This is a genomic window from Corynebacterium suranareeae (genome assembly GCF_002355155.1).
In the GTDB taxonomy this organism is placed as follows: domain Bacteria; phylum Actinomycetota; class Actinomycetes; order Mycobacteriales; family Mycobacteriaceae; genus Corynebacterium; species Corynebacterium suranareeae.
Genome location: NZ_AP017369.1, coordinates 2,165,439 through 2,189,477, shown reverse-complemented (window position 1 = coordinate 2,189,477; position 24,039 = coordinate 2,165,439). Strand labels below are relative to the sequence as shown.

Here is a 24,039-nt window from a genome sequence, read left to right as displayed (position 1 = left end):
AATTTTACCTATTGATTGATAGATACTGTGTGTTAAATAAGCGTGCGAATTTAGCCAAGTTACATCTAGTTAAGCCTTCCCCAGATACTAAAAATCATCCGAAAAATAGAAGCGAATGCAGATGTATTGAGGTACGTGGAAAACTCGTTTATGTCAGCTCGCGCAACAGGGATACAATAAGCAACCGTGACGCAGCAATTGAACCACGTAAAGGCAAATCAACATCCCGGTCAAGCCACCCACGCAACACCTGCGGAGGGATCTGCTCGTACCTACGAGGTCAAGACCTTTGGCTGTCAAATGAATGTCCACGACTCTGAGCGCTTATCCGGACTGCTTGAAGAGGCCGGATATGTTGCCGCCGCAGAGGACGCAACTCCCGATCTTGTTGTGTTTAATACCTGTGCGGTGCGTGAAAACGCCGACATGCGACTGTATGGCACTTTGGGAAACCTGCGCAGCGTAAAAGAAAAGAACCCTGGCATGCAGATTGCCGTGGGTGGCTGCTTGGCGCAAAAAGATAAAGACACCGTTGTTAAAAAGGCACCGTGGGTTGATGTTGTATTTGGAACCCACAATATTGGCTCCTTGCCAACGTTGCTCCAGCGTGCAGAGCACAATGCTCAAGCCGAAGTGGAAATTGTTGATTCCTTAGAGCAGTTCCCCTCAGTTCTGCCTGCAAAGCGTGAATCGGCGTATGCGGGATGGGTCTCTGTCTCCGTTGGCTGCAACAACACCTGCACATTTTGTATCGTCCCCTCGCTTCGCGGCAAAGAACAAGACCGCCGTCCAGGCGATATCTTGGCTGAAGTACAAGCCCTGGTCGATCAAGGGGTTACTGAAGTAACGCTGCTTGGACAAAACGTCAATGCTTACGGCGTGAACTTTGTTGATCCTGAACTAGAGCGTGATCGCAGCGCGTTTTCCAAGCTGCTGCGTGCGTGTGGCGATATCGAAGGCCTTGAACGGGTTCGGTTTACCAGCCCACACCCAGCGGAATTTACTTCTGATGTCATCGATGCCATGGCAGAGACACCTAATATCTGCCCGCAACTGCACATGCCTTTGCAGTCAGGATCAGACAAAGTGTTGAAAGAAATGCGTCGTTCCTACCGCTCCAAGAAGTTCCTTGCCATCTTGGATGAGGTTCGTGCGAAGATCCCTCACGCTTCAATCACCACCGATATTATCGTCGGATTCCCTGGAGAAACCGAGGAAGATTTCCAAGCAACGCTCGACGTTGTCAAGAAAGCACGCTTTACTTCTGCGTATACGTTCCAATACAGCCCACGCCCTGGTACACCAGCTGCCGAATACGAAAACCAGCTACCAAAAGAAGTAGTCCAGGAACGCTACGAACGCCTCATGGCTGTTCAAGAGCAGGTCTGTGAAGAAGAAAACCAAAAACTGATTGGTTCCACCGTGGAATTGTTGGTCCAAGCAGGCGGTGGGCGTAAAAATGATGCCACTAAACGCATGAGCGGTCGTGCTCGTGATGGACGCCTCGTGCACTTTGCTCCTGAAGGAAACATCGACGGCGAGATCCGTCCAGGCGACTTTGTCACCGTCACGGTAACTGAAGCAAAGCCATTCTTCCTCATCGCTGATAGCGGGGTAGAAACTCACCGCCGTACCAAAGCAGGGGATAACTCCGCAGTTGGACAAGTACCAACTACTGCACCGATCGGTGTTGGTTTGGGTCTGCCAAAAATCGGCGCCCCTAAAGTGGCTCCTGCCACAGAATCTTCCTGCTGCTCCATTAACTAAAAACTGCAGGCTAGGATGAAAAGGGTCGACCAAGGTGTCCGTTAGACAAACGGCACCAACAAATCGGCGCCAACGAGGAGATGAACAACAACGTGAGTGATCAAGAACTAAGCGGAAAAGAGCTTGCGGCATTAGAAAAAGATGCCGCAAAAACTCTCGAGCTTGGTGATAAGAAGTGGTATCTCATCGCAGGAATTGTGCTTTTTGTCATTGCACTTTTCCTCCCACACATCCGCGGGGTCATGGGCTGGCAAGTTCTCACCTTGTCAGATGTTGCAAGTGATGCAGGAATTACCCTTGGTGAGTACGGTTTTTACTGGCTAGGCACCATTGGAGTGTTGCTATTTTCCTTAGGAACCGTGGTGCTAAAACGCACCTGGATGGCCTGGATTGCATGGATCTTTTCTTGCGTCACCCTCGTTTTTGCTGTGTTTGCCATTTGGATGCGCCAAACCAGCACCAGCACCCAAGTTACCTTCGTCAATTTAGGCATGATGCTTGGGGTTATTGCTGCAATTTTGGCCGTGTGGGGATTATCGTCAGTGATTTTGGCACGCAGTGACCGCCAAGTGGAGATCGCGGAAATGCGTGCAGAAAACCCTGACCTCGACGGCGTTGCAGCGACACAGCGCGCGTTGCTTGAACAACAGCAAAGCAGCCCAGAAAGCAATCCTTTGCTTGTCGACGATCGCCGCGCGCGCATTGCTCGCCGCCGCGAGCGCGAACAAAACGAACAAGGGGAGCAGGCTTAAAAAGCTTTTTGAAACCAACAGCGGTTGATCATTTTCTAAGTAATCAACCGCTTTTCGTTCTTCCAGCATGAGTTTGTTCTTATCAGTTTTACTTCATCAGCAGTGTCCGACGGGGTGGGCCGTCGACCACCGGGATCTGGTTGATTGTTAGATCGGCACCCACGTGAATTAGCTCGCCAGAGGAGATCAGGTGCCAGTCGAGGGAAGGATCTAGCATCTCACTGGCGATCACCACCGGAGGATGGAAGCCAAGCTCTGGGGAGTTGATCCGCATGCCATGGCTGGTGCGTTGTTCAATGGGGGCTGGTTGTTTGCGCTGGTCGAGAAGAAACAATTCATGGGTTTCAGGCCAACGCACCGCCCACATTTCATGCGCCGAGGTGATGATCAAGTTCAAGGCATAGACCGGAACATTCTCCGATAGCCAAAACAGAGCCTGACTTATCCCCTCTACGACGTTTCCACCCGCCCGTCTGGTTTCTCTGGTGATCAAGGGGAAAATAAGCTCGGAATCTGTCTCACCCCGCACCAATGCCAGATCCGCTCCCAGATACTCCCGGAGTAACGGCAGATCACCGACGACTCCGTTATGGGCAAATAGCCGTCGGTCCATTTCGAAGGGGTGGGTATTGCGCATTTCCACGGGCGCACCGGTGCCGTATCTCAGGTGGGCCAGGAAAGTACTACTATGGCGTTGCTTTGCCTCATATGCGAAGGCGGTGTCCTGGTAGGCTGCGATCGGCTCTTTCTCCACCCGGGGCTGTCCATCAATATCGAAGGTCCCAAGGCCAGTTCCGTCCGGGTTGCGGTGGGATTGGAGTATGAGGCTGTCCGGGGCGTCGAGAAGCCAGAATGTTGCGCGAACGCGTTGCTGTTCGGCGCTCAAACCGAAGAGTCGGCACATGGCCCCTCACTTCCCTTACTTTATAAATAGTGTCTGATGCCTTAAGTTTCCCACTTTCCTCTGACTTCCGGAACCCTGGCGGGCACCTGTTTTCGTCTTAGAGGGGCATGCCATGGAAGAAATGAACATGTTACGAGTAGCTGATCTCTAGATTTGTCTTTTGCGAATAGACAAAGCCGCAAATAACTCGACATACCCGTTGGGCGTCGGGGTAGGGTGACACGCTGCGTCGGAGTTGGTGCAAGGGGAGTAGATTGCGAAGGGGCATGTCGACTATTAATAAATCCACCGCGGGTGCGCCCCTTATCGCTGTGGCCGTGTTGTGGCAAGGTGTTGGTGCAGCAGTGGTTGGGCACCGAGTTTAAGCAGAGAGTTCAACTTTTACACTTTCTCCGCCTTCTTCACCGCAGCTGTTGTCTATGGCATTTGAGCTGGACACGTGTTTGACCCGACTTGGATCAAACTCACTAGAGGAAGAACTTATTGGCTCTCTGACCAGTGGAAATTTTTGGCAAGGGTGACAAACTCTCCATCCGTTGCATTCCCAGCGAAAAAAATACACACTTTTCGATCTTAACTTCGGTGGATCAATAGGAGCTTCTGGGAAGTTTGATCAGTAGAGCAGATCAATCTGTTTGAGGAATCGTCGCTAGTTTGCCAAGAAGCTGAACACTGAAGCCATGAAAATACGCGATAGGCGTTTATCGCTTGTTTAAGGCCTCGAGTTTTCTTAGATGAGCTTTGGTATGCGCTTGACCTTGAAAACCCCTTAAACGGGCTTCTGGGGAGGTGTGACCTTTAGGGTTAGAGGCCGAAATTTGAGTGCGACCAAACCAGGAGACCCAGAATCTTCAAAAACTTAGATGTTGGGTCTCTGTGTTTGGTAATGAACGCGATACACCAAACCAGGAGACCCACAAACGTCGAAAACGTGATTTCTGGGTCTCCTGGTTTGGTCTTATGCCGCCAAGGACACGACCAAGCACACGACCACCTAAAACCACGCGCGGCAAACAGCTATTTCGGCACTAATTCGACCCAAGCCGGGCTTTCCGCCATTGTGATGGGAACCGAGTTACTGTTCGGCGCGAGCGTTAATCCCATTCAGCTTGGGATTCTCACGCTCATCGTTTTAATAACAATCGGGCACGCAATCAAACGCTGAAGAGACACACCACGCAAGCTCTTAAGCACTAGAGTTTTTTCTCCCACAAAGTGGTACGGCAGATCTCAGTGGCTCCTAGTGCGCGGTTGATTGCCAACATAGCGTGGTTGTCTATGGCATTTGAGGTAGCCACACGTTTGATGTCCGGGTGGTGCTTGGCCAGCAATGACAACCCCGCTACTTTTACCGCCATTCCAAGACCACGGCCCCGAAAGTCAGGGTGTACGATGGTGAGTCCTTGTTCTGCAATGTCTGGGTTGGAACCTGGTGGAATGGCAATTGATGACATTGCAACAACCGTTGAGCTACAGGCAAAAAGAACAGTGAAAAGTTTCGTTCCTGTTTTAAGGATCCTTTCAGATTGCTGATGTAATCGCACTTCATCCCATTGCGCAGGTGAAGTACTCAACGACCCATGAGGAACATCAAGGGCTGCGCGGTGTTGCAGCGACACAATGCTTGGCATCAAGTGGTGGGGAAATTCGGTGCCCACGACGTCGAAAACTGATAAATCGCCAGCAGACCACTCTCGATCCTGAAGGGGTAGAGTTTGTTGGATTTCTTCGTGGGCAAGGGTATATCCGCGAGACTCTAAAACAGCGCAGTAGTCACAATCTCCATTTGCTCCTGGCGGATGCATGTGGGAGGTGTGGATCGTGTTTCGATTCCAGGGTGGCTTGCTGGCGGTTTGTTCGCCGTGATGGAGGAAGGCGTCGATAAGCGTTATTGCCTCGCCCTCAAATGGCTGGCCCGGTAGGGGCTGGAATGTGGCATCTAAGACAACGTCGAGGCTGGCTGAGGCGGTGTCGTCGATAAGCGGATAGTTAATTTTCACCCAGCCTTGGGCTTCGTCCCATTCATCGGGGAGGAAGTACAGCTCTGAAGCGAGTTCGGTGTTGCCTGCTAAATCGGCGTGAATACGCTCCACGGACACGGAAACATCCATGGTGTTGGCGATTTCTTGTGCCTCAAGGTTGGACATGAACACAAAGGAGCGGACCTGATCGTCGGGTTCTTGGCCGAAAATCTGGTCCGCTAATTTGGAAAACTTCATTTACAGGTGGTCAACTGCCTCGTGTGCGGCGCGAGCCCACTCTTCCCACTGAGCTGCTTGTGCGCGCAGTTTCTCGGCCTTTTTGGTGTTGCCCTTGGCCTGAGCTGCGTCGGCTTGAGCGTTGAATTCTGCCACCTTGGCGGAGAATTGATCAGCGCGAGCTTGAGCTTCTGGGTCGGTGCGGCGCCACTGGGACTCCTCGGCAGCGGAAACGCGCTTTTCTAGAGCGCCGATCTTTTCTTCGAATTCACGGACTACTCCGCGTGGAACAAAGCCGATTTCCTCCCACTTTTCTTGCAGTTCGCGGAGCTTGTTGCGTGCACCCTCAAGGTCTTGCTCGGGGTTAATCTGAGAGTCGTATTCGTTTAGAAGCTGCTGCTTTGCGTTAGCGTTTGCTTCGAATTCTTGGTCGCGTTCCTTGGCTACGGCGTTGCGCTTGTCAAAGAAGTAGTCCTGAGCGTCCTTGAAGGCTGCCCACAGTTTGTCGTCGATTTCGCGTGGTGCACGTCCAGCGGCTTTCCACTCGGTCATCAAATCGCGGAATGCGCGGGCGGTGTCGTTCCACTCGGTGGATTCCTTGAGGGCATTTGCGCGCTCAACCAGGGCTTCTTTCAGCTTGCGGGCTGTTGCGCGGGTGCGGTCTAGCTCAGCGAAGTGTGCTCCGCGGCGGCGGTTGAAGGAATCACGCGCGCGGGAGTAACGCTTCCACAGCTCATCATCGGTTTTGCGGTCGATGCCGTGGATTGATTTCCATTCATCCAAGATGGCGCGGATACGATCGCCGGCAACCTTCCAGTCAGAGGAGTTTTCTGCTAGATCCTCGGCCTCACCAGCGAGTTCTTCTTTGCGTGCAATCGCACGTTCGCGGTTTTTAGCTTTTTGCTCTTTGGCACGCTCGTTAGCTTCTTCAGAATTGTTGATGATCTTGTTCAAACGCTCTTCGACAGCGTCCAAATCACCAATAGCTGCGATGGTAGGCAGCGTGGCTTTAAGCTCTTCGGCTTTAGTGCGGATAGAGGTGGCATCATCTGGGTGGGAAACAAGACGCTGCTCCATGAGCTCAACTTCGGTGGCTAGATCATCAAAGCGGGCACCGTAATGTGCAAGGCCTTCTTCTGGAGTTCCAGCCTGCCAAGAACCAATCAAACGTTCACCCGCAGAAGTGGTGACATACGCTGAACCATCTGCCTCAACTCGACCGAATTTTGCTGGATCGTTGGTGGTTTTCACGATCGGTGACGGAGTTGGAACCGCTGCCTTTTTTGCAGCGGCCTGAGCCCCTGGTCGGGGTCCTGGGCGTGGGCCCTGGCCAGGGCGAGGTCCCGGCTTTGGTGCAGAGGTGGAGCTGGGAGTCTGGTTCTCAGTCATGGTGGGTCCTTAAAGCATTGGGGCGTCCTGGCCGCGCGACACGGCCGCCGAAACTCGAATTACGTTTATTAAACATACCGCGTGGCATTGTAGGTGTCAGCCAGATAGGGTGCACTATCATCAAAAACCTTGCTCAGCAGAGGTGTTTGCCCAGTAATTTTACCCATGAGGATAGGGTGTAGTTTGTGAATGCAACGCTTGTTATTATGCCTGGAAGCCCGGCGCTGGTGCCTCAACTAGCTCCTCGAGATACCGCTGGAGCGCGTCTTTTAAAGGCATTGCGTTTAGTGTTTGAAGAGGAATTAGCTGGCAATAGTCGCTCAATTAATTTGGTGGGCTCCCGCGATCAGGCGTGGTTTACCCAGCACGCCGGAAATTTGAGAGCCTGGGGTGCTCCGAGCGTGCAGGTTTCCGATGGAAATTATTTGCCAGAGATCCTGCAGCGGGTTGCTTTGGGCTCGTTTGAGCAGCGCGTTGACGGCGTGCGCGACCGATTGGAAGTTATTGGCCTCGAGGCGGTAACCGTCCTCGCCCTCGACGGCCCCACCGGCCTAACAGCCCGCGCACCGTCCGCGCTTATACCCGGCGCGCAAAAAATTGATGGCTGGTGCCAATCGCTGTTGAGCGGCGAGCTTGAGCACGTACCAAGCAAGGAAATGCTTATCGACGCCTCCCTCCGCGAACCCCAACTATGGCTCGATCTTGCAGCACTGGTGTCGCAAGCAAAAAGCACACAGCTTATTGATACAGACGATACACATGGCGTGGGACGCTACGTTGCGCGTTGGACTTTTTAACTCACGAACGTCAAGGAGATTTTAATCGTGATAACCCCCATTGCAGTGGTAGGTCCAACTGCATCTGGAAAATCAGCCCTGGGCATTGCTCTAGCGCACAAGCTTGACGGGGAAGTAGTCAACGTGGATTCCATGCAGCTGTATAAAGGCATGGACATTGGTACAGCAAAACTTACGCTCAGTGAACGTGAAGGTATCAAGCACCACCAATTAGATGTCCTTGAAGTCACGGAGACTGCGTCTGTGGCTAAGTACCAAGAAGATGCAGTAGCTGATGTGGAAGATATTTTAGCGCGCGGTAAAACACCTATCTTGGTGGGTGGATCCATGTTGTATGTGCAGTCTCTGGTTGATGATTGGCAATTCCCTCCCACAGATCCGGGCGTGCGGGCCCGCTTTGAACAACGGCTGGCAGAAATTGGCATCTCGGCGTTGCACGCAGAGCTTGCCCAAATTGACCCGGCTGCGGCAGCAATTATTGAAGATAATGATCCACGGCGCACCGTCCGCGCCTTGGAAGTCATCGAATTGACCGGCAAACCATTCCAAGCAAGCCAGCCGCCTAAGGATGCACCCCCTCGGTGGGGGACTAAAATAATTGGTTTAAAAACCACCCCAGAATGGCTTAATCCACGAATAGAACAACGTACTGCTTTGATGTTCGAGCGTGGTTTTGTAGCTGAGGTAGAACAGCTTGTTGCCGAGCACGGCCTGATTTCAGATTCCACTGCTGGACGCGCTATTGGCTATGCCCAGGTGCTTTCCGCTATGGCAGGGAAATTGACCTGGGAGGAAGCCCAAGAACGCACGGTAACGGGCACACGACGTTATGTCAGGCGACAACGCAGTTGGTTCAACAGAGATCACCGTGTGCAGTGGATTGATGCGTCTGGAGATACCACGGTGCAAGCTGTAGAGATTTTGGGTCTAGAATAGCGAGGGTGAATTTAACCATCCCTTTTGCCAAAGGCCATGCCACTGAAAATGACTTCATCATCATTCCTGATGAGCAAGCACAAATCGACTTAACACCCGAACAGGTCGTGCAGCTATGTGATCGCCGGGCGGGAATCGGCGCGGATGGAATTTTACGTGTGGTTAAAGCGGCAGCAATTGAAGATTCGACCGTCGATCCAGATTTATGGTTCATGGACTACCGCAATGCGGATGGCTCATTGGCAGAAATGTGTGGAAATGGCGTGCGGCTTTTTGCCCATTGGCTGTATTCGCGAGGCTTAGTGGATGCGAAAAGTTTTGATATCGGCACCCGTGCAGGAGAGCGCCATGTTGATATTTTGGAGGCAGATCAACATGCAGCCGAAGTTCGAGTAGACATGGGCACTCCTGAGGTTACCGGGCTATCTACCTGCGATATTGATGGTCAAGTATTTGCAGGACTTGGTGTGGATATGGGCAATCCTCACCTTGCGTGTGTGGTGCCTGGTCTAAGCGCAGCATCGCTGGCTGAGATGGAATTGCGTGCTCCCGCATTTGATCAAGATTTCTTCCCCCATGGTGTGAACGTAGAAATCGTGACTGAACTAGAAGAAGATTCCGTATCGATGCGCGTGTGGGAACGCGGCGTGGGGGAGACCCGTTCCTGTGGGACCGGCACTGTTGCTGCCGCGTGTGCTGCTTTGGCAGATGCAGGTTTAGGTGAGGGAACAGTGCGGGTTAAAGTGCCAGGTGGGGAAGTGGAAGTGCAAATTTTCGACGACGGTTCCACCTTGACGGGCCCAAGTAAAATTATCGCGCTTGGCGAAGTGGAGATTTAAGCGCCACGTTTATAGTTCGGCCCGAGTTTCAGGGCCGCTTTGCGGGCATCCAACCAGGTTTCGCGCAGTTCTAATGCGCGTTCATCAGTGACTTTGAGCAGTGTTTCAAGTTCGCTGACTAAGAGATTTTGGTGCAAGCGGGCTTCAAGTCTGCCGAGGAACCTGTTGGCATTGCTGATTTCATAGTGGAATTTTTCAATAGCTGCATCACCACAATCAGGATCAGCTAACGCCGGCCTGGCCATGGTCCGATCAGCAAGTGCGTCAGCATCTGGTGAGTTTAAAAACTGTTGCCATTCGTTTTGTACATCAGTGATGTCTTCAGATGACAAACGAATCGAGGTGCGTAGCGAAGAAACTTCAGGTGTGGAGGTTCGCATTCGCATGACGCTGAAGGTTGCGACTGCAATGATCGTTGCAAGCAGTATCCCGGGAAGTTTGAGCCAGAGGATGAGCAAAAGACAGCATATTCCGATGACAAAAAGCGGCAGCTTTGAGGAGCGCGAGCCATTAGCAAACGGAAGTTGTTCTCCCATTTTCCTACAATCACTCCTCCCACCACGTCGGCGCGTGTGTCTTGCGTACAGATCACCTTAGTAGCTTACGTAAACGATTGCACCAGTATCTTATGCGAAAGTTTTAATCTAGATACTTGGAAACGTTGAGTCAATTTTGAGGGCTGGACGAATACAAAATGGGGAACCTCTAATTTGTGAGATCCCCCAAGTTGCTAAAGATTTTAGTGTCCGCCGCAGCCACAGCCTCCAGAGCCACAGCCACCGGAACCACCACAGCCCGTTACTTCGGTAGGGATAACAGCAGCAGTGAGCATGACGGTACCTGAGAGGACAGAATCACGGGCAGGCAATTCTGGGGCATCGGGAAGGCACACATCAAAAGCAAACAGACCGTCCACGGTGGCGTGGATGAATCGCTGTCCAGTCAATGAGTTTGTGCGGTATTCCGAGGCAAGGACACGAGCTGAAAACTCCGCAGATGCATCTGGGATAACCGCGCCGCTGCCACTAGCGATCTTTTCTGCGCCTTCAGAAACTAGCATTCCTACGGTTTCGCCACCATTGCGGATGTAGGCATCAGCGTTGTCATGGGTTTGCACATTAACGCCAAGAGCTGTGATACGCAGCTGCTGCCAGCGCTGCACAGGCTCATCAACTAAAAGTGGACCTTGCGCAAGGTTGCAGGTAATCGTAGCTACCGGGGTGCCAAAAGGATCGATGATATCAACTAATGCCAGCACATCATTGATCATGCTGACATGGCCATAAGCGATGGTGGCTGAGTTGAATCCAGCGAAGGTAGCAAAAGGCTCAACGGCAAGAATATTAATTTGAGCGCCGGAATCATCCGAGAATTGAATAAGCTGGCCGCCTCGAACCTCGCCAGTTACCTCGAGACGCTCAGAGGCAATTGCAGCTTCTACCGCATCTTGCCACTTTGTAAAATCCATACCGATTGTCTTCAGATCGCTAGTCATGGCGATTATTCTAACCCTCTTAACAGGCAATAGTCACTTTTCGCCTCCGTGAGAAATAGCCCCCACGTTTGGGGAATACAGGGCGTAGCAATGGTGTTTATGCAGCTTTGATCGCTATCGGCGTTGAACAACACCTAGCCGAGCAGGCAGCAGACGTGAAACAATAGATAAACAATGGATGAAAAGAAAAATTTAAGTCATGATGAACTCCTCGCCCAAGCATTTCGTGGTCACAAAAACACCACGCGCGGTGGCTCAGAGGACACCTCGGGTTTTGACCTCTCTGGGTTTATCCGAGCTGAAGAACCATCAATTGGTGATCTAGACCTAGAAGCCCGTGATGCACTGCGTCGTAGGGAAACAGAAATCCACGCTGAAGAATCAGCAGATGGATACGAAGTTGAGTACCGAAAGCTTCGCCTTGAGCGCGTTATTTTAGTAGGCGTGTGGACCGAAGGGACTACCGCAGAAATTGATGCCAGCTTGGCTGAGCTTGCCGCACTGGCAGATACTGCAGGTGCTGAAGTAATTGAATCGCTGTACCAAAAACGCGATAAGCCAGATCCAGGAACCTACATTGGCTCCGGAAAGGTTCGGGAATTAAAAGAAATCATTGAAGCCACCGGTGCCGATACCGTGGTGTGTGATGGTGAGCTAAGCCCATCACAGTTAGTGGCCTTGGAGCGAGAGCTCAATATTAAGGTCATTGACCGAACCATGTTGATTTTGGATATCTTTGCTCAGCACGCAAAATCACGTGAAGGTAAAGCCCAAGTGGCCTTGGCTCAGATGGAGTACCTGATTAGCCGAGTACGTGGTTGGGGTGGAAATCTCTCCCGCCAGGCAGGTGGACGTGCAGGTTCCAACGGTGGCGTTGGCCTGCGTGGTCCCGGTGAAACCAAAATTGAGGCTGATCGCCGTAGGCTTCGGTCAGATATGGCCCGGCTGCGTAGGGAATTGGCGGGGCTGGATACGTCGAGAAGCATTAAAAGAGCGCAACGCGCTGGCTCGATGGTGCCGCAGATCGCGATCGCCGGATATACCAACGCCGGTAAATCCTCGCTGATTAATGCGATGACCGGTGCGGGCGTGCTGGTGGAGAATGCGCTTTTTGCCACGCTGGATCCAACGACGAGAAAAGCGGAGCTTGCCGACGGCCGACACGTAGTCTTTACCGACACCGTTGGCTTCGTTAGACACCTGCCAACTTCTTTGGTGGAGGCGTTTAAATCCACGCTTGAAGAAGTCGTGGAGGCAGATCTAATGCTGCATGTGGTTGACGGCTCTGATCCTTTCCCGCTCAAGCAGATCGAGGCGGTGAACACAGTTATCAGCGATATTGTCCGCTCGACTGGAGCTGTGCCGCCACCGGAAATTATCGTGGTGAACAAAATTGACCAAGCTGATCCGTTGACGCTGGCGGAACTGCGTCATGCTGTTGATGATGTGGTGTTCGTCTCTGCGCTGACCGGCGAAGGAATTAAGGAATTGGAGGCTCGAATTGAGCTATTCCTTAATTCACGCGATGAACATTTGCTGCTCAAGATCCCCTTTACCCGTGGCGAAATCGTATCTCGTCTACACCAATACGGCACCGTACTAAGCGAAGAATACGCAGAAGACGGAACAATTATGGATGTGCGAATCCCAAGCCAATTAGCCAAAGAGCTCCACAATTATGTTGTAGAACCAACGTCCACATAGTAAAAGATTTGATTGTCGATTTCCCAAGAGACCCCTTGGGAGTCGATAATTAGTGTTCGTGACTTCAACATGGGGATGGACCGTCCACGGAGACGGCAAAAAGATCGCACCCGGCGCGGTAGTTGCTCCCAAAGAGCGACTGAGCTGGGGACGCACAATTGGAATCGGTATGCAGCACGTAATCGCCATGTTTGGCGCTACGCTCCTGGTTCCCACACTCACCGGATTTCCAGTAAACACCACATTGTTGTTCTCTGGTGTAGGAACAATTCTGTTCCTTTTGATTACCAAAAATCGACTACCCTCCTACCTGGGTAGTTCTTTTGCTTTCATTGCACCTTTAACGGCAACTCAAGTGCACGGTATCGGGGTGCAAATTGGTGGCATTCTAATCGCTGGTCTTGTACTCATTGCCATTGGTTTTGCAGTTAAAGCAGCCGGTAGGCGAGTCATCGATGCCGTAATGCCTCCCGCTGTCACAGGTGCGATCGTGGCACTGATCGGGTTGAATCTCGCTCCAACAGCTGCAGGTAACTTTGCCAGTCAGCCTGTCGTGGCGGCAGTAACCCTATTTGCCATTTTGATCGCCACGGTGGCGGGTCGGGGAATGGTTGCCCGATTAGGTATTTTGATTGGCGTTGTTATCGGCTGGGTGTTTGCAGCACTAACCGGAAATCTTTCCGAAGGAGCAGCAGACACCATCCGTGAAGCTGCATGGATTGGCCTACCGCAATTCCACAAACCAGAATTCCAACTCTCTGCCATTTTGGTCACCTTGCCTGTCATCATCGTGCTAATCGCTGAAAACGTTGGACACGTCAAGGCCGTATCGGAAATGACAGGGGAAAACCTCGACGACCTAGCTGGCGATGCATTGATCGCAGACGGTTTAGGCACCACACTTGCCGGAGGTTTCGGTGGTTCTGGTACCACGACCTACGCAGAAAACATTGGCGTGATGGCAGCAACGCGTGTGTATTCCACCGCAGCCTATTGGGTGGCAGCGTTCACCGCCATCGCATTAGCATTCATCCCGAAATTCGGCGCCTTGATCTTCACCATCCCAACAGGCGTGTTAGGTGGGGCATGTTTGGTTCTTTATGGCCTAATCGGTATGCTCGGCATTCGTATCTGGCAAGACAACCAAGTCAACTTCAACAATCCAGTGAATTTGACCATGGCTGCCGTTGCATTGGTTGCAGGTATTGGTAACCTCACCCTCACAGTTTTCGGTGTCACCCTAGAAGGCATCGCATGGGGCTCTGTGGGCATCATTGTCCTGTACCCAATCATGAAACGCCTCTACCTCTCCATTGGGGAAGGCAAGAACGCTAAGTTCTAGTACGCTGCTTAATTAAGCAGTTAGGCCCGTACGGTTACCGCGTACGGGACGTGTTCATTTCTGTTTAGGAAAACTACATTGATCGTTGATACCCAGTTTGAGAAGATCCCTGCCCACGATGTTGTGGGCATCCGGGTGATCCTTTCCTCTGAGGATCTCCCAGAACTCTTTAAGCGTGGCTACGCCGAGATTAAGAAATTTCTCCGCCTAGAAGGTATTGAACCCAAAGGTCCAGCCCGCGCTTATTACTTCGGCGATGTCTCCGACACCGTAGACATCTTGATCGGCTTCCCCGTGAGCCCGAACCAAGCTGAAACCCTACGCCGAGGAGCGCTCAGCCAATCTGGTGGCGATATCGATGATGTTGCTCTCCACCATTTCCGCGACATGAAAACCATGCACAGCCGACACAACGGCCCCTTCGATGGAGTAGAAAGCTTCTGGGACGAAGTTTTAGATGAAGTCGAAGACCTTGGATGCACCTTGCCTACCAACGTTGTGGGATGGGAAGAATACATTGAAGGTGTTGCCACTGCGGATGCGTGCGATCAGTTGCGAACGGAAGTTTATGTACAGGTGTGCCAAGCACCAGTGAAAACTGCGTAATCCTAGCGCTGTGAAAAATCCCCTTTGTTTCCTTGTTGGGAAATGAGGGGGATTTTTGTGTGGGATTCTTCTGGGATACCTGGGTTGTCGGGCGGTGGATGCCTTTTGCTGTAGAAGGCGCTGTGGCGGGTTGGAATTGCTCAGTTAAGCCAAAGTATGGGTGAGCTGAGTTTGAGTCCTTAGAAGCGCTTCTGGGAGGGGCCAGTTTTGAGACTCTTGGGGCTAATGTGATTTCTGAAAGGTTGCGTAAAGGTTCCAGGGCAAGGATTCACCACGATTGACGGGATTCTTCGGATCTGTGGTGGATTCGTGCATGATTAGGCCTTGGAAATGCAAGAATCTACCACAAGTCTCGGGATCAGATTTGTGGTGGATCCTAACAACTCTGGCCAGGGTGGCAAAGGGGGGACTGTCTTGACGGACTATTTAAAGATCACATGCAAATTATGGGGAGTAAAATCAACACGTTTTCTCAATATGTTTAACACATCAACATAGGGGATTGGTTTTGCTGGTTGACTTCTTACCTGGGATTGGGAAAGTTAGGTCTTTAGAAGCGCTTCTAGAGGGGGACACTTTTGGGACTCTTGGGGCTGATGTGATTTCTGAAAGGGGGCGTAAAGGTTCCAGGGCAAGGATTCACCATTTTGAAGAGGGCAGTGTCGAAAAATGGTGAATTGGTACGTTTTTCAGAGCCAAAAGCGTGCCAATTCACCAGGAAACTCACGTTCGGGACGATTTATGTTGAATCCTAACCCCCCTCAACCCGCCGAGCACCCGGCAACATTAGGAAATCCGAGAAATCCCCACAGCCAGCCACGTGAAGTCACCCTCGAACATGCCCGAATCCCCCTAAAAATACAGAAGCGGTGGCATACCCGGTCTGGATATGCCACCGCTTTGCTTAAAATGCTTTAAGCAGTCACCATTGGTGATTTTTACTCTGCGTCGAGATCCTGCTCAATAAGTGCAGCGATCTTTTCTACAGCTTCAGCGTTGTCGGAGGTGACGGTAACTTCGTTGCCGTGCTCTGCGCCGAGTGCCATGATCATGAGGGAAGAGGATGCGTCGGTTTCTTCGTCATCATCGGAGCCAACCAGGGTCAGCAAGATTTCATCGTCGTACTCAGCAGCTGCTTCAGCGATGATGGATGCTGGACGTGCGTGAAGGCCAACGGAGGAACCGACGGTTACAGTCTTGGAAGCCATGGAAAGTGTCCTTTCGTGTTGTTGTGGCTTTGTTTAAACAAAGCCACAACGATTTGTTAGTAAACCCCCGCAGAGGCGGGGATTTAATGTGGATCTCACTACATACTAGTAAGACATTGTCCGTTGTGCCACGATACCGGAAGCAAAAACAATGTCCGACCAGACATCAGGGTTATGCGGTTACGGCGGCCTCGGCTGCTTCTTGCTTTGCTACCTCGGCTGCGATGGCTTTGTTGGGCCAGAATTGTTTCAGGGCAATGACCATGATGGTGGATACAATTGTGCCTGCGGCTAGGGCGATGAGCCAGCCCCACCATGGTTCGATAGCCCAGACCACGAAGATACCACCGTGTGGCGCTCGGGATCCTACGTTTAATGCCATTGAGATTGCACCGGTTGTTGCACCGCCGGCCATCATTGCTGGGATCACGCGTAGTGGGTCGGCAGCGGCGAATGGGATGGCACCTTCGGAGACGAATGCCAGGCCAAGGAGCCAGGAGGATTTGCCGTTTTCTTGTTCTGCGGGGGTAAAGAGTTTCTTGCGCAGGATGGTTGCGATAGACATTGCGATTGGTGGAACCATACCGGCTGCCATGATCGCTGCCATGATTTCCATGGATGCTTGATCGCCGGTGGATAGGCCTGCGGTACCAAATAGGTATGCGGCCTTGTTTACTGGACCACCGAGGTCGAAGCACATCATAAGTCCTAAGATGATTCCAAGCAGTACTGCGGAAGATCCAGACATTGATGATAGCCAGTCTTGCAGGCCAGTCATGATGGCTGCCAGTGGGCGTCCGAGTAGAAGGAACATGACAAGGCCAACCACAAGGGATGTCAGTAGCGGAATGATGACCACTGGCATGAGTGATTGCACTACGCGCGGTACCTTCCAGGAGCCAATCCACAGCGCAATAAGTCCTGCGAGGATACCGGTGACTAGACCACCGATGAAGCCTGCGCCGATGGTGACAGAGATAGCGCCGCCGACAAATCCTGGTGCAATTCCGGGGCGTCCAGCAAGGGCGTATGCGGTGTAGCCAGAAAGTGCAGCCACGATGAATCCCATGGCAGCTTGACCGGTAGCAAACAGCACGGCACCAAAGTAGAGCAGGAATCCGGAGCGCTCAAAGGTCATGGCGGCGCCGTCAACGTCAACGGTGTTACCAGGCAGGTTGGTCAGCGAGAATTGGGTGGCGATCGCTTGCCAACCATTAGCCATGTCGTAGCCACCGAACGCAAAGCCCAGAGCTAGAAGCAAACCACCAGCTGCGACAAATGGCACCATGTAGGACACACCGGTCATTACGGCCTGTTGGATGCGCTTGCCCCAACCTAGCTTTTCCCCGGTGGTTTCTGCCGATGCAGCAACACCAGACCCTGATACCTTGCGGGCATTAGGGTTCTTTGATGCGGCGATGGCTTCATCGATCATTTTGGCTGGTTCATTAATCGCGCGCTTCACGCCTGATTCAATAACGGGCTTGCCAGCAAAACGCTCACGGTCTTTCACACCCACGTCGGTGGCGAAGATGACGGCGTCAGCAGCCTCAATAATCTTCGGATCAACTGGTGTGACAGCAGAGGAACCCTGCGTTTCAACAAAAAGCTCAACGTCATCGCGGCCTTGCGCATTTTGCGTCAAAGAATCCGCAGCCATGTAGGTGTGCGCGATTCCAGTCGGGCACGCGGTGATTGCCACGATTCTGGTAACGCTTGTCGACGCCGCCCCACTCTCAGCACTTGCTGCCACCGCCGGAGCTGCTGGCTCAGCAGCTTTAGGTGCAGGATTAAGCACTGCGTCAACGACATCAACAATTTCTTGTTCGGTCGTTGCTTCTTGCAAAGCTTTGATGAAGTCTTTTTTCACCAATGAACGGGCAAGTTTGGACAAAATCTTCAAGTGCTCTTTGCCACCACCTGCAGGGGCAGCAATCAAAAACACCAGGTTGGCATCGCCATCAGGACCACTAAAGTCCACAGCCTTGCTCAATCGAGCAAAGCCCAAGGTTGGCTCCGATACTGCCTCAGAACGGCAGTGGGGGATAGCCACCTGACCTGGAACTCCGGTGCCTGACTTTTCTTCACGAGCTAGGGCATCTTTGGCAAGAGCTTCGGCCGATGAAGCGCGACCAGCATCAAAAACAACTGTGGCTAGATTGTTGATGACATCGGTGGTGGAGTCACCGAAATCGACATCCAGCCGGACAAGCGAGGAATTTATTACATTACTCATGTTCTTTCAGACCTTTAACTTGGGTGACCGTTGCACCAGCAGTGATGATTTGGTCAGGACGAGGAATGGTGGTGCCAGGAAGAGAAGCAGCAGTCGAACCATAAGACACCGCATTAAGCAAGCTTTCTTCGACTGTTTGCTTCTTTGAACGCGCCATGACAAAACCAGCCAAAGCGCAGTCCCCAGCACCAACAGTGGATACAACATCAATCTTTGGAGAAGTAGCAGTCCACGCACCCTCTGCGTTGACTAACACTGCTCCAGCAGCACCTAAGGTGACAAGCACCTGCTCGATGCCACGTTCAACAAGTACTTCCGCAGCCGCAATGATCGCATCATAATCACCTGCAGCAGCACTGGCTTCAAGTTCTTCACCATCAGCGTTAGCCAGCTGACCTAGCTCCAGGCCATTAGGTTTAATCAAGTTTGGGGCAGCACCAGGTTTATCCAGGTTCTTACCCAACTCCAACAATGGTTTATCAGAGGTGTCGACTGCCACCCGAACATCAGCGCGTGCCTCATGGATGAGCGCAGTCAAGCGTGCATACCAGTCAACAGGTGCCCCTGGGGGCAGCGAGCCCGCGAGGACAACCCAGCTGACTTCGGGGCGGAGCGCGTCGATAAGCACTTTTTCAAGGCTTTTCAGCTTTGCTTCGCTCAGGGGCGCACCCGGGCCGTTGAGTTTGGTTGTGGTGCCGTCGGGTTCGGTGACGGTGGTGTTGGTGCGCACATTGTTGTTGTTTACAACGGTTTCCACCGGCAATCCAATATCGCGGACGAGTGGAACAAAAGGATCGAGTTTGCCAGCGGGGAAGACCGCCAGGGTTTCGAAACCAGCCAGCAACACAGCGTGCGCGACGTTAATTCCTTTGCCGCCGGCTACTGCGGTGACCGAATCGAGTCGTTGTACTGATCCACGGGAAAGCTCTTCACCAAGAGCCAACGTGGAATCAATACTCGGATTTGGGGTGAATGTGATGATCATGGGGTTACCACCTGAAAGTTGTGGTCGGGCAAAACTGGAAAATCTAACATGTTGTCGTCGGTGACAAGCGCATCAAATTCAGCCAAGGTAGCAAAACGATGTTTCAACCGATGCTGTTGTTGATCATGGTGTGATCTCGGGCTGAGAACAGCAACGGTAAAAGCAGCATTTTTGATCATGGCTTGTTTGATGGGAATGGTCTCTGGGCAAAAGGTGCACAATCCGGTATCGGATTGAATTGCATCGACTTCCACAAAGGCGATATCAGCACGCAATTGGGAAATCATATCCACCGCAGTAGGACCAATGATGGACGAACTCTTGCCATGCACTTGTCCGTTCAAAATCACAGCAGCTGCGGCATCTGTACTGGACAGGGCAATGACCGCGCCGGGAGAACTAGTTACTACAGTCCACCGAGCATCCTCTGGAGGATCTCCCACCACCGTGGCAATGGCTAAGCACGCTAACCCAGAATCGAGAAAAATACTGCGTGCCGTAGGTGGAATAAGAGAAACTGCCACTTCAGCGAGTTCGAGCATCTGTGGCTCTGGCGGCAATCCTTCGACCAAAGCTGGTTTAAGCAAAGGGGGAGAAGTACCCATCGGCTCTGGGACGATTGCACCACCGTGCACCCTTTGTAAAAGCCCTAAAGACTCCATGATTCGAAGATCACGCCTGACAGTTTCAGTAGTGACCTGAAAATGCTCGGCTAGATCTCCAACAGACACAGCCCCAGTGGGTGCCAGCAGAGCAACAATTGCTTGCTGCCTTTCCGTTTGGCTGACCATGTGCACCTCGTTAAATTTCAGTGTTTTAGGAATGTTGGACCTGTTGTTGAACCTGTGAAAAGAAATTCCACTGCGAAAACTGGTTTTTGACCTGTGTTGTTTTGGTTCCGTTTGTGGGGGAACCGTATGAAATTTTTAAAAAGCCTGGTTAAACTGCAAAATTTCACCTAGTTACTGAGAAAAACCACACGATGTGGCGTGAATCACTAGGATGGGGAAGAGATTGGATCTCGTTAAAATTACCGCCACAAGCTGGAGTAACTTTAGTTTGTGATCATGGTCTCAACCTTTGAAATATGATGATCGTTTAACACCACGCTATGTTGATATGTGTCTGTTTGTCAATAACCAAATGTTTGAATAGTTGCACAACTGTTGATTTTGTGGTGATCTTGAGGAAATTAACTCAAATATTGTGAAGATGGGTGACTACTGTGGATGATGTGAATCATGACACTGTTTTGAAGGGCACCGGCGTTGTCGGTGGAGTCCGTTATGCAAGTGCGGTGTGGATTACTCCACGACCCGAACTGCCCCAAGCAGGCGAAGTAATCGCCGAAGATAAGCGCGAAGCAGAACAAGAGCGTTTCGATGTTGCAGCAGGCACGGTTTCTTCCCGCCTGCTTGAACGCTCCGAAGCTGCAGAAGGCCCAGCAGCAGAAGTTCTTAAAGCAACCTCCGGCATGGTCAATGACCGAGGCTGGCGCAAAGCTGTAAGCAAGGGCATCAAGGGTGGACACCCAGCCGAGTACGCGGTTGTTGCTGCCACCACCAAATTCATTTCCATGTTTGAAGCCGCAGGTGGCTTGATCGCAGAGCGCACCACAGACCTTCGTGATATCCGCGACCGCGTCATCGCAGAGCTACGTGGCGATGAAGAGCCAGGTCTTCCTGATGTATCCGGCCAGGTAATCCTATTCGCCGATGACCTCTCCCCAGCGGATACCGCAGCACTTGATACAGATCTCTTTGTGGGACTTGTCACAGAACTTGGTGGCCCAACAAGCCACACCGCCATCATTGCCCGCCAACTCAACGTTCCTTGCATCGTTGCTACCGGCGCTGGCATCAAGGACATCAAGTCCGGGGAAAAAGTGCTTATCGACGGCAGCCTCGGCACCATTGACCGCAACGCCGACGAAGCTGAGGCCACCAAGCTCGTGGCAGAGTCCTTAGAACAAGCAGCCCGCATTGCGGAGTGGGAAGGCCCAGCGGAAACCAAAGACGGACACCGCGTTCAACTTCTTGCCAATGTTCAAGATGGCAACTCTGCACAGCAGGCAGCCAAGACGGAAGCAGAAGGCATTGGCCTTTTCCGCACCGAGCTGTGCTTCCTATCAGCAACTGAAGAGCCAACCGTAGATGAGCAAGCAGCAGTCTACTCGAAGGTGCTGGAAGCATTCCCTGAATCAAAGGTCGTTGTTCGATCACTTGATGCAGGTTCCGATAAGCCAGTGCCATTTGCCTCAATGGCAGATGAAATGAACCCAGCGCTAGGCGTTCGTGGACTTCGCATTGCACGTGGCCACGTTGATCTACTCACCCGCCAACTTGATGCAATTGCCAAAGCAAGTAACGACCTTGGCCGTGGCGATGAAGCCCCCACGTGGGTCATGGCTCCTATGGTTGCCACCGCCTATGAAGCCAAGTGGTTTGCAGACCTTTGCCGCGAACGCGGACTGATCGCCGGTGCGATGATCGAAGTTCCTGCCGCATCACTTATGGCGGATAAGATCATGCCACACCTAGATTTCGTCTCCATTGGTACCAATGACTTGACCCAATACACCATGGCAGCCGATCGTATGTCTCCAGAATTGGCCTACCTGACCGATCCATGGCAGCCAGCAGTTTTGCGCCTGATCAAGCACACCTGCGATGAGGGTGCGCGCTTTGATACCCCAGTCGGAGTTTGTGGTGAGGCAGCAGCAGATCCACTGCTTGCCACCGTACTGACTGGTCTCGGTGTGAATTCACTTTCTGCAGCTTCCACTGCTCTTGCAGCAGTGGGTGCGCAGTTGGCGGAAGTCACACTGGAAACCTGCAAGAAGGCAGCAGAAGCAGCACTTGACGCCGAAGGCGCAACCGAAGCTCGCGCAGCTGTGCGTGAAGTTATCGAAGCCGCTAGCTAATGTGAGCCTAAACAAGGCGTGAAAAACTGCCTCGGACTCTTTCGTTTACGTTGAGTCCGAGGCAGTTTTCCGTGTACATGGGGTTTCCTTAAGACAATTGCTTAATCACCACATGTTCCGTGCGAAGCTTATCTGGGGTAGGGATGTAGTTATCCCATTCACTACCCTCTGCATTCGCATACGCAACAGCGTTAATGAGACTTTCTGTCGTGGTCTTACCGCCATTGGAAGCTGCGAGGAAACCTGCCGTAAACGATTCCCGCCAATTCACACCCTGCTTTCCTGGTGTGCTGTCGTAGCTAGCTAAAAGTGAAGTAGAGGCAGAAACATACAATGATTCAGTACGTTTGTTGGTAACCAATACTTCAACGACGCCCCTGTCAATCAACGCTCTTGCAGCCTCGACGGCAGGGGAGAGATCACCCTCAGCCCAAGGGGATCGCAATGCCTTAGCTTCCAATCCGGTAGCTTTTTCAATTTCTTCCGCCGCAACAATAAGTGCATCTGGTGATGTTGCAGCTAATTGGCGGATAACAGCACGCAACGCAGCCCCAGTAGCAGCAATAGCGACTTTGACGTGAGGATGATAAAGACGAAGAGATCTCACCACATCAACAAACCAGGCAGCCGGAGCAATGGAAGGAAGATTGCCGCCGAGCAAAACCCACGCAGCATCCTCAGCGCGGCGAACCACTAGATCCCGAAGGATTGCCAACTGAGAAACATCCAGCGGCATCGGTGAATCTTTAAATTTGGTTTCATTTCCATCCCCATCCCGCATGGTGATATGCATCGGGATAGGACCAGCCACGGGGATAATCTCATGCGGCAAACCAGCAAAAGTTACCAATCGCATATAGTGCGAAATCTCCGGAGCAGGGAACACCGCAAATGTTTCATTGCCACCATAAAACAATGTGGCGGCTACACCTGTGCCAAATCCACCAGCAACAGTAGAGACTTGCTTAATCTTATTTGCTTCGCCAATTTCGATTTCACCGTTGAGCTCATTAGTACTCAACAGGTATGGACTAGCCGTGACAGTAAGAATCATTCTGCAATCACAACTTCAATGTCACGATCACGCAACTGCTCAACAAAACTTGCAGGTGCACCGGAATCTGTCACCACTACGTCAATATCACTAATGGCACCAAAGCTCACGAGGTAGTCGGTGCCCATCTTTGTGGAGTCACACAACACCACAACATTATTTGCGTTGGTAATCATTGCTGACTTCATTGCTGCTTCTTGGGAATCAGCCGTAGACAACCCATGATCTAGAGTCAATGCATTGGTACCGATAAACACCACATCAGCACGCATCAACGCTAGAGTGCGCAATGCAGTATCACCAACAACTGCCTGCGTGATTGCTCGAACACTGCCGCCTAGTAGCTGAACATCGTCTAGTCCTGCATTGGCCAAATTCAATGCGATTGGTAAACAGTTAGTCACAATCGACCATTGCTTTGCACTGGGATGTTCTGAAATAAGATCTGCTAGAGCAGTGACAGTTGTACCGGCGTCAAGGAACAGTCCTCCATGCTCGGCTGGTAAGAACTGCATTGCTGCCTTTGCGATCGAATACTTCGCCGAAGATGCAGACCTGAAACGGGTATCCAAACTTAACTCTGTAGTTTGGAAGGATTGAGTGGCAACAGCTCCACCGTGTACGCGGTGGACAATTCCTTCGCGATCCAAGACCGCCAAATCGCGCCGGATGGTTTCAGCGGTGACATCGAAGCGGCCGGCTAATTCTGTGACATTTACACGTCCCTCTACTGCCGTCAATGACGCAATCTGACGACGGCGCTCCTCTGCGTACATGCCACTCCTTAAAGCAAAAAGCCTATTTACTAAATATGTCCGAATTTCTAACCTATTGTCTCACTGAACAACGCGCAAAAGCCTCATTTGGTTGCAAGTGGAGGTGTGAAATCGGTAAACAATCAAAA

General features: G+C 51.9%; 20 protein-coding genes. 9 read left to right on the top strand and 11 right to left on the bottom strand.

Annotated elements, in window-relative coordinates; translation table 11 throughout:
• Positions 1-186 precede the first annotated feature (186 nt).
• Together miaB and N24_RS10220 are read left to right on the top strand one after the other, a co-directional pair.
• Positions 187-1,767, top strand: a complete 1,581-nt coding sequence (gene miaB / locus N24_RS10225) for a tRNA (N6-isopentenyl adenosine(37)-C2)-methylthiotransferase MiaB (protein WP_096456653.1) — start codon at positions 187-189, stop codon at positions 1,765-1,767.
• An 80-nt stretch (positions 1,768-1,847) separates the two neighbouring features.
• On the top strand, positions 1,848-2,519 hold the full coding sequence (locus tag N24_RS10220) for an Rv2732c family membrane protein (RefSeq protein ID WP_096456651.1): 672 nt from the start codon (positions 1,848-1,850) through the stop codon (positions 2,517-2,519).
• An 88-nt stretch (positions 2,520-2,607) separates the two neighbouring features.
• Here the strand turns inward: N24_RS10220 and N24_RS10215 are convergent, their stop codons facing one another.
• From N24_RS10215 to N24_RS10200, 3 genes are all read right to left on the bottom strand, one after another.
• Positions 2,608-3,423: a class II glutamine amidotransferase gene (locus tag N24_RS10215; protein WP_096456649.1), complete on the bottom strand. Its 816-nt coding sequence runs from the start codon at positions 3,421-3,423 to the stop codon at positions 2,608-2,610.
• Between the two features lie 1,193 nt (positions 3,424-4,616).
• Positions 4,617-5,642 carry a GNAT family N-acetyltransferase gene (locus tag N24_RS10205; RefSeq protein ID WP_096456645.1) on the bottom strand — a complete coding sequence of 342 codons (1,026 nt, stop codon included), beginning with the start codon at positions 5,640-5,642 and terminating at the stop codon, positions 4,617-4,619.
• Positions 5,643-7,010, bottom strand: a complete 1,368-nt coding sequence (locus tag N24_RS10200) for a DUF349 domain-containing protein (RefSeq protein WP_096456643.1) — start codon at positions 7,008-7,010, stop codon at positions 5,643-5,645.
• 185 nt (positions 7,011-7,195) lie between these two features.
• On the opposite strand from N24_RS10200, the gene N24_RS10195 reads away from it, so the two are divergent.
• The 3 genes from N24_RS10195 to dapF are packed head-to-tail and all read left to right on the top strand — an operon-like array spanning position 7,196 to position 9,582.
• Positions 7,196-7,807, top strand: a complete 612-nt coding sequence (locus tag N24_RS10195) for a hypothetical protein (protein ID WP_231910984.1) — start codon at positions 7,196-7,198, stop codon at positions 7,805-7,807.
• A gap of 27 nt (positions 7,808-7,834) precedes the next feature.
• Positions 7,835-8,743, top strand: a complete 909-nt coding sequence (gene miaA, locus N24_RS10190; RefSeq protein WP_096456641.1) for a tRNA (adenosine(37)-N6)-dimethylallyltransferase MiaA — start codon at positions 7,835-7,837, stop codon at positions 8,741-8,743.
• A gap of 5 nt (positions 8,744-8,748) precedes the next feature.
• Complete coding sequence (gene dapF, locus N24_RS10185) at positions 8,749-9,582, top strand: diaminopimelate epimerase (protein ID WP_096456639.1); 834 nt, start codon at positions 8,749-8,751, stop codon at positions 9,580-9,582.
• Here dapF and N24_RS10180 read toward each other — a convergent pair.
• Together N24_RS10180 and N24_RS10175 are read right to left on the bottom strand one after the other, a co-directional pair.
• The gene (locus tag N24_RS10180; RefSeq protein ID WP_096456637.1) at positions 9,579-10,118 is read right to left on the bottom strand and encodes a hypothetical protein; all 540 of its coding nucleotides are present in this window, start codon (positions 10,116-10,118) and stop codon (positions 9,579-9,581) included. The genes dapF and N24_RS10180 overlap by 4 nt on opposite strands.
• Positions 10,119-10,321: 203 nt before the next feature.
• Positions 10,322-11,077: a hypothetical protein gene (locus N24_RS10175; RefSeq protein WP_096456635.1), complete on the bottom strand. Its 756-nt coding sequence runs from the start codon at positions 11,075-11,077 to the stop codon at positions 10,322-10,324.
• A gap of 174 nt (positions 11,078-11,251) precedes the next feature.
• On the opposite strand from N24_RS10175, the gene hflX reads away from it, so the two are divergent.
• From hflX to N24_RS10160, 3 genes are all read left to right on the top strand, one after another.
• Positions 11,252-12,781 (top strand): GTPase HflX, encoded by a 1,530-nt coding sequence (hflX, locus tag N24_RS10170; protein ID WP_167382081.1) that lies wholly within the window; start codon positions 11,252-11,254, stop codon positions 12,779-12,781.
• Between the two features lie 52 nt (positions 12,782-12,833).
• Positions 12,834-14,123 carry a uracil-xanthine permease family protein gene (locus N24_RS10165; RefSeq protein ID WP_096456633.1) on the top strand — a complete coding sequence of 430 codons (1,290 nt, stop codon included), beginning with the start codon at positions 12,834-12,836 and terminating at the stop codon, positions 14,121-14,123.
• Between the two features lie 78 nt (positions 14,124-14,201).
• Positions 14,202-14,729 (top strand): hypothetical protein, encoded by a 528-nt coding sequence (locus N24_RS10160; protein ID WP_096456631.1) that lies wholly within the window; start codon positions 14,202-14,204, stop codon positions 14,727-14,729.
• 938 nt (positions 14,730-15,667) lie between these two features.
• On the opposite strand, the gene N24_RS10155 is transcribed toward N24_RS10160, so the two are convergent.
• The 4 genes from N24_RS10155 to N24_RS10140 all read right to left on the bottom strand — a co-directional run bounded on the left by N24_RS10155 (position 15,668) and on the right by N24_RS10140 (position 19,949).
• On the bottom strand, positions 15,668-15,937 hold the full coding sequence (locus N24_RS10155) for an HPr family phosphocarrier protein (RefSeq protein ID WP_096456629.1): 270 nt from the start codon (positions 15,935-15,937) through the stop codon (positions 15,668-15,670).
• 172 nt (positions 15,938-16,109) lie between these two features.
• Positions 16,110-18,173, bottom strand: coding sequence for a fructose-specific PTS transporter subunit EIIC (locus tag N24_RS10150; protein WP_096456627.1), 2,064 nt, complete (start codon positions 18,171-18,173; stop codon positions 16,110-16,112).
• Positions 18,166-19,158, bottom strand: coding sequence for a 1-phosphofructokinase (locus N24_RS10145; protein ID WP_096456625.1), 993 nt, complete (start codon positions 19,156-19,158; stop codon positions 18,166-18,168). The genes N24_RS10150 and N24_RS10145 overlap by 8 nt, the downstream gene beginning before the upstream one ends.
• Positions 19,155-19,949: a DeoR/GlpR family DNA-binding transcription regulator gene (locus N24_RS10140; RefSeq protein ID WP_096456623.1), complete on the bottom strand. Its 795-nt coding sequence runs from the start codon at positions 19,947-19,949 to the stop codon at positions 19,155-19,157. Before N24_RS10140 ends, N24_RS10145 begins: the two co-directional genes overlap by 4 nt.
• Before the next feature lie 434 nt (positions 19,950-20,383).
• Between N24_RS10140 and ptsP the strand changes: the two genes are divergently transcribed.
• On the top strand, positions 20,384-22,081 hold the full coding sequence (ptsP, locus tag N24_RS10135; RefSeq protein WP_408607605.1) for a phosphoenolpyruvate--protein phosphotransferase: 1,698 nt from the start codon (positions 20,384-20,386) through the stop codon (positions 22,079-22,081).
• A gap of 88 nt (positions 22,082-22,169) precedes the next feature.
• On the opposite strand, the gene N24_RS10130 is transcribed toward ptsP, so the two are convergent.
• Both N24_RS10130 and N24_RS10125 read right to left on the bottom strand, forming a co-directional pair.
• The gene (locus N24_RS10130) at positions 22,170-23,135 is read right to left on the bottom strand and encodes a carbohydrate kinase family protein (RefSeq protein WP_096456619.1); all 966 of its coding nucleotides are present in this window, start codon (positions 23,133-23,135) and stop codon (positions 22,170-22,172) included.
• A complete protein-coding gene (locus N24_RS10125; RefSeq protein WP_096456617.1) occupies positions 23,132-23,911 on the bottom strand; it encodes a DeoR/GlpR family DNA-binding transcription regulator in 780 nt (259 codons plus the stop codon). Before N24_RS10125 ends, N24_RS10130 begins: the two co-directional genes overlap by 4 nt.
• Between the last annotated feature and the right edge of the window lie 128 nt (positions 23,912-24,039).

What these genes read in the sequence shown, in the direction of transcription:
- N24_RS10220 (WP_096456651.1), top strand. Translation starts at nt 1,848, where the DNA reads ATGAACAACAACGTGAGTGATCAAGAACTAAGCGGAAAAGAGCTTGCG.
- N24_RS10125 (WP_096456617.1), bottom strand. Translation starts at nt 23,911, where the DNA reads ATGTACGCAGAGGAGCGCCGTCGTCAGATTGCGTCATTGACGGCAGTA.
- N24_RS10140 (WP_096456623.1), bottom strand. Translation starts at nt 19,949, where the DNA reads ATGGTCAGCCAAACGGAAAGGCAGCAAGCAATTGTTGCTCTGCTGGCA.
- N24_RS10145 (WP_096456625.1), bottom strand. Translation starts at nt 19,158, where the DNA reads ATGATCATCACATTCACCCCAAATCCGAGTATTGATTCCACGTTGGCT.
- N24_RS10200 (WP_096456643.1), bottom strand. Translation starts at nt 7,010, where the DNA reads ATGACTGAGAACCAGACTCCCAGCTCCACCTCTGCACCAAAGCCGGGA.
- hflX (WP_167382081.1), top strand. Translation starts at nt 11,252, where the DNA reads ATGGATGAAAAGAAAAATTTAAGTCATGATGAACTCCTCGCCCAAGCA.
- N24_RS10205 (WP_096456645.1), bottom strand. Translation starts at nt 5,642, where the DNA reads ATGAAGTTTTCCAAATTAGCGGACCAGATTTTCGGCCAAGAACCCGAC.
- N24_RS10215 (WP_096456649.1), bottom strand. Translation starts at nt 3,423, where the DNA reads ATGTGCCGACTCTTCGGTTTGAGCGCCGAACAGCAACGCGTTCGCGCA.
- N24_RS10175 (WP_096456635.1), bottom strand. Translation starts at nt 11,077, where the DNA reads ATGACTAGCGATCTGAAGACAATCGGTATGGATTTTACAAAGTGGCAA.
- N24_RS10180 (WP_096456637.1), bottom strand. Translation starts at nt 10,118, where the DNA reads ATGGGAGAACAACTTCCGTTTGCTAATGGCTCGCGCTCCTCAAAGCTG.
- N24_RS10130 (WP_096456619.1), bottom strand. Translation starts at nt 23,135, where the DNA reads ATGATTCTTACTGTCACGGCTAGTCCATACCTGTTGAGTACTAATGAG.
- N24_RS10155 (WP_096456629.1), bottom strand. Translation starts at nt 15,937, where the DNA reads ATGGCTTCCAAGACTGTAACCGTCGGTTCCTCCGTTGGCCTTCACGCA.
- N24_RS10150 (WP_096456627.1), bottom strand. Translation starts at nt 18,173, where the DNA reads ATGAGTAATGTAATAAATTCCTCGCTTGTCCGGCTGGATGTCGATTTC.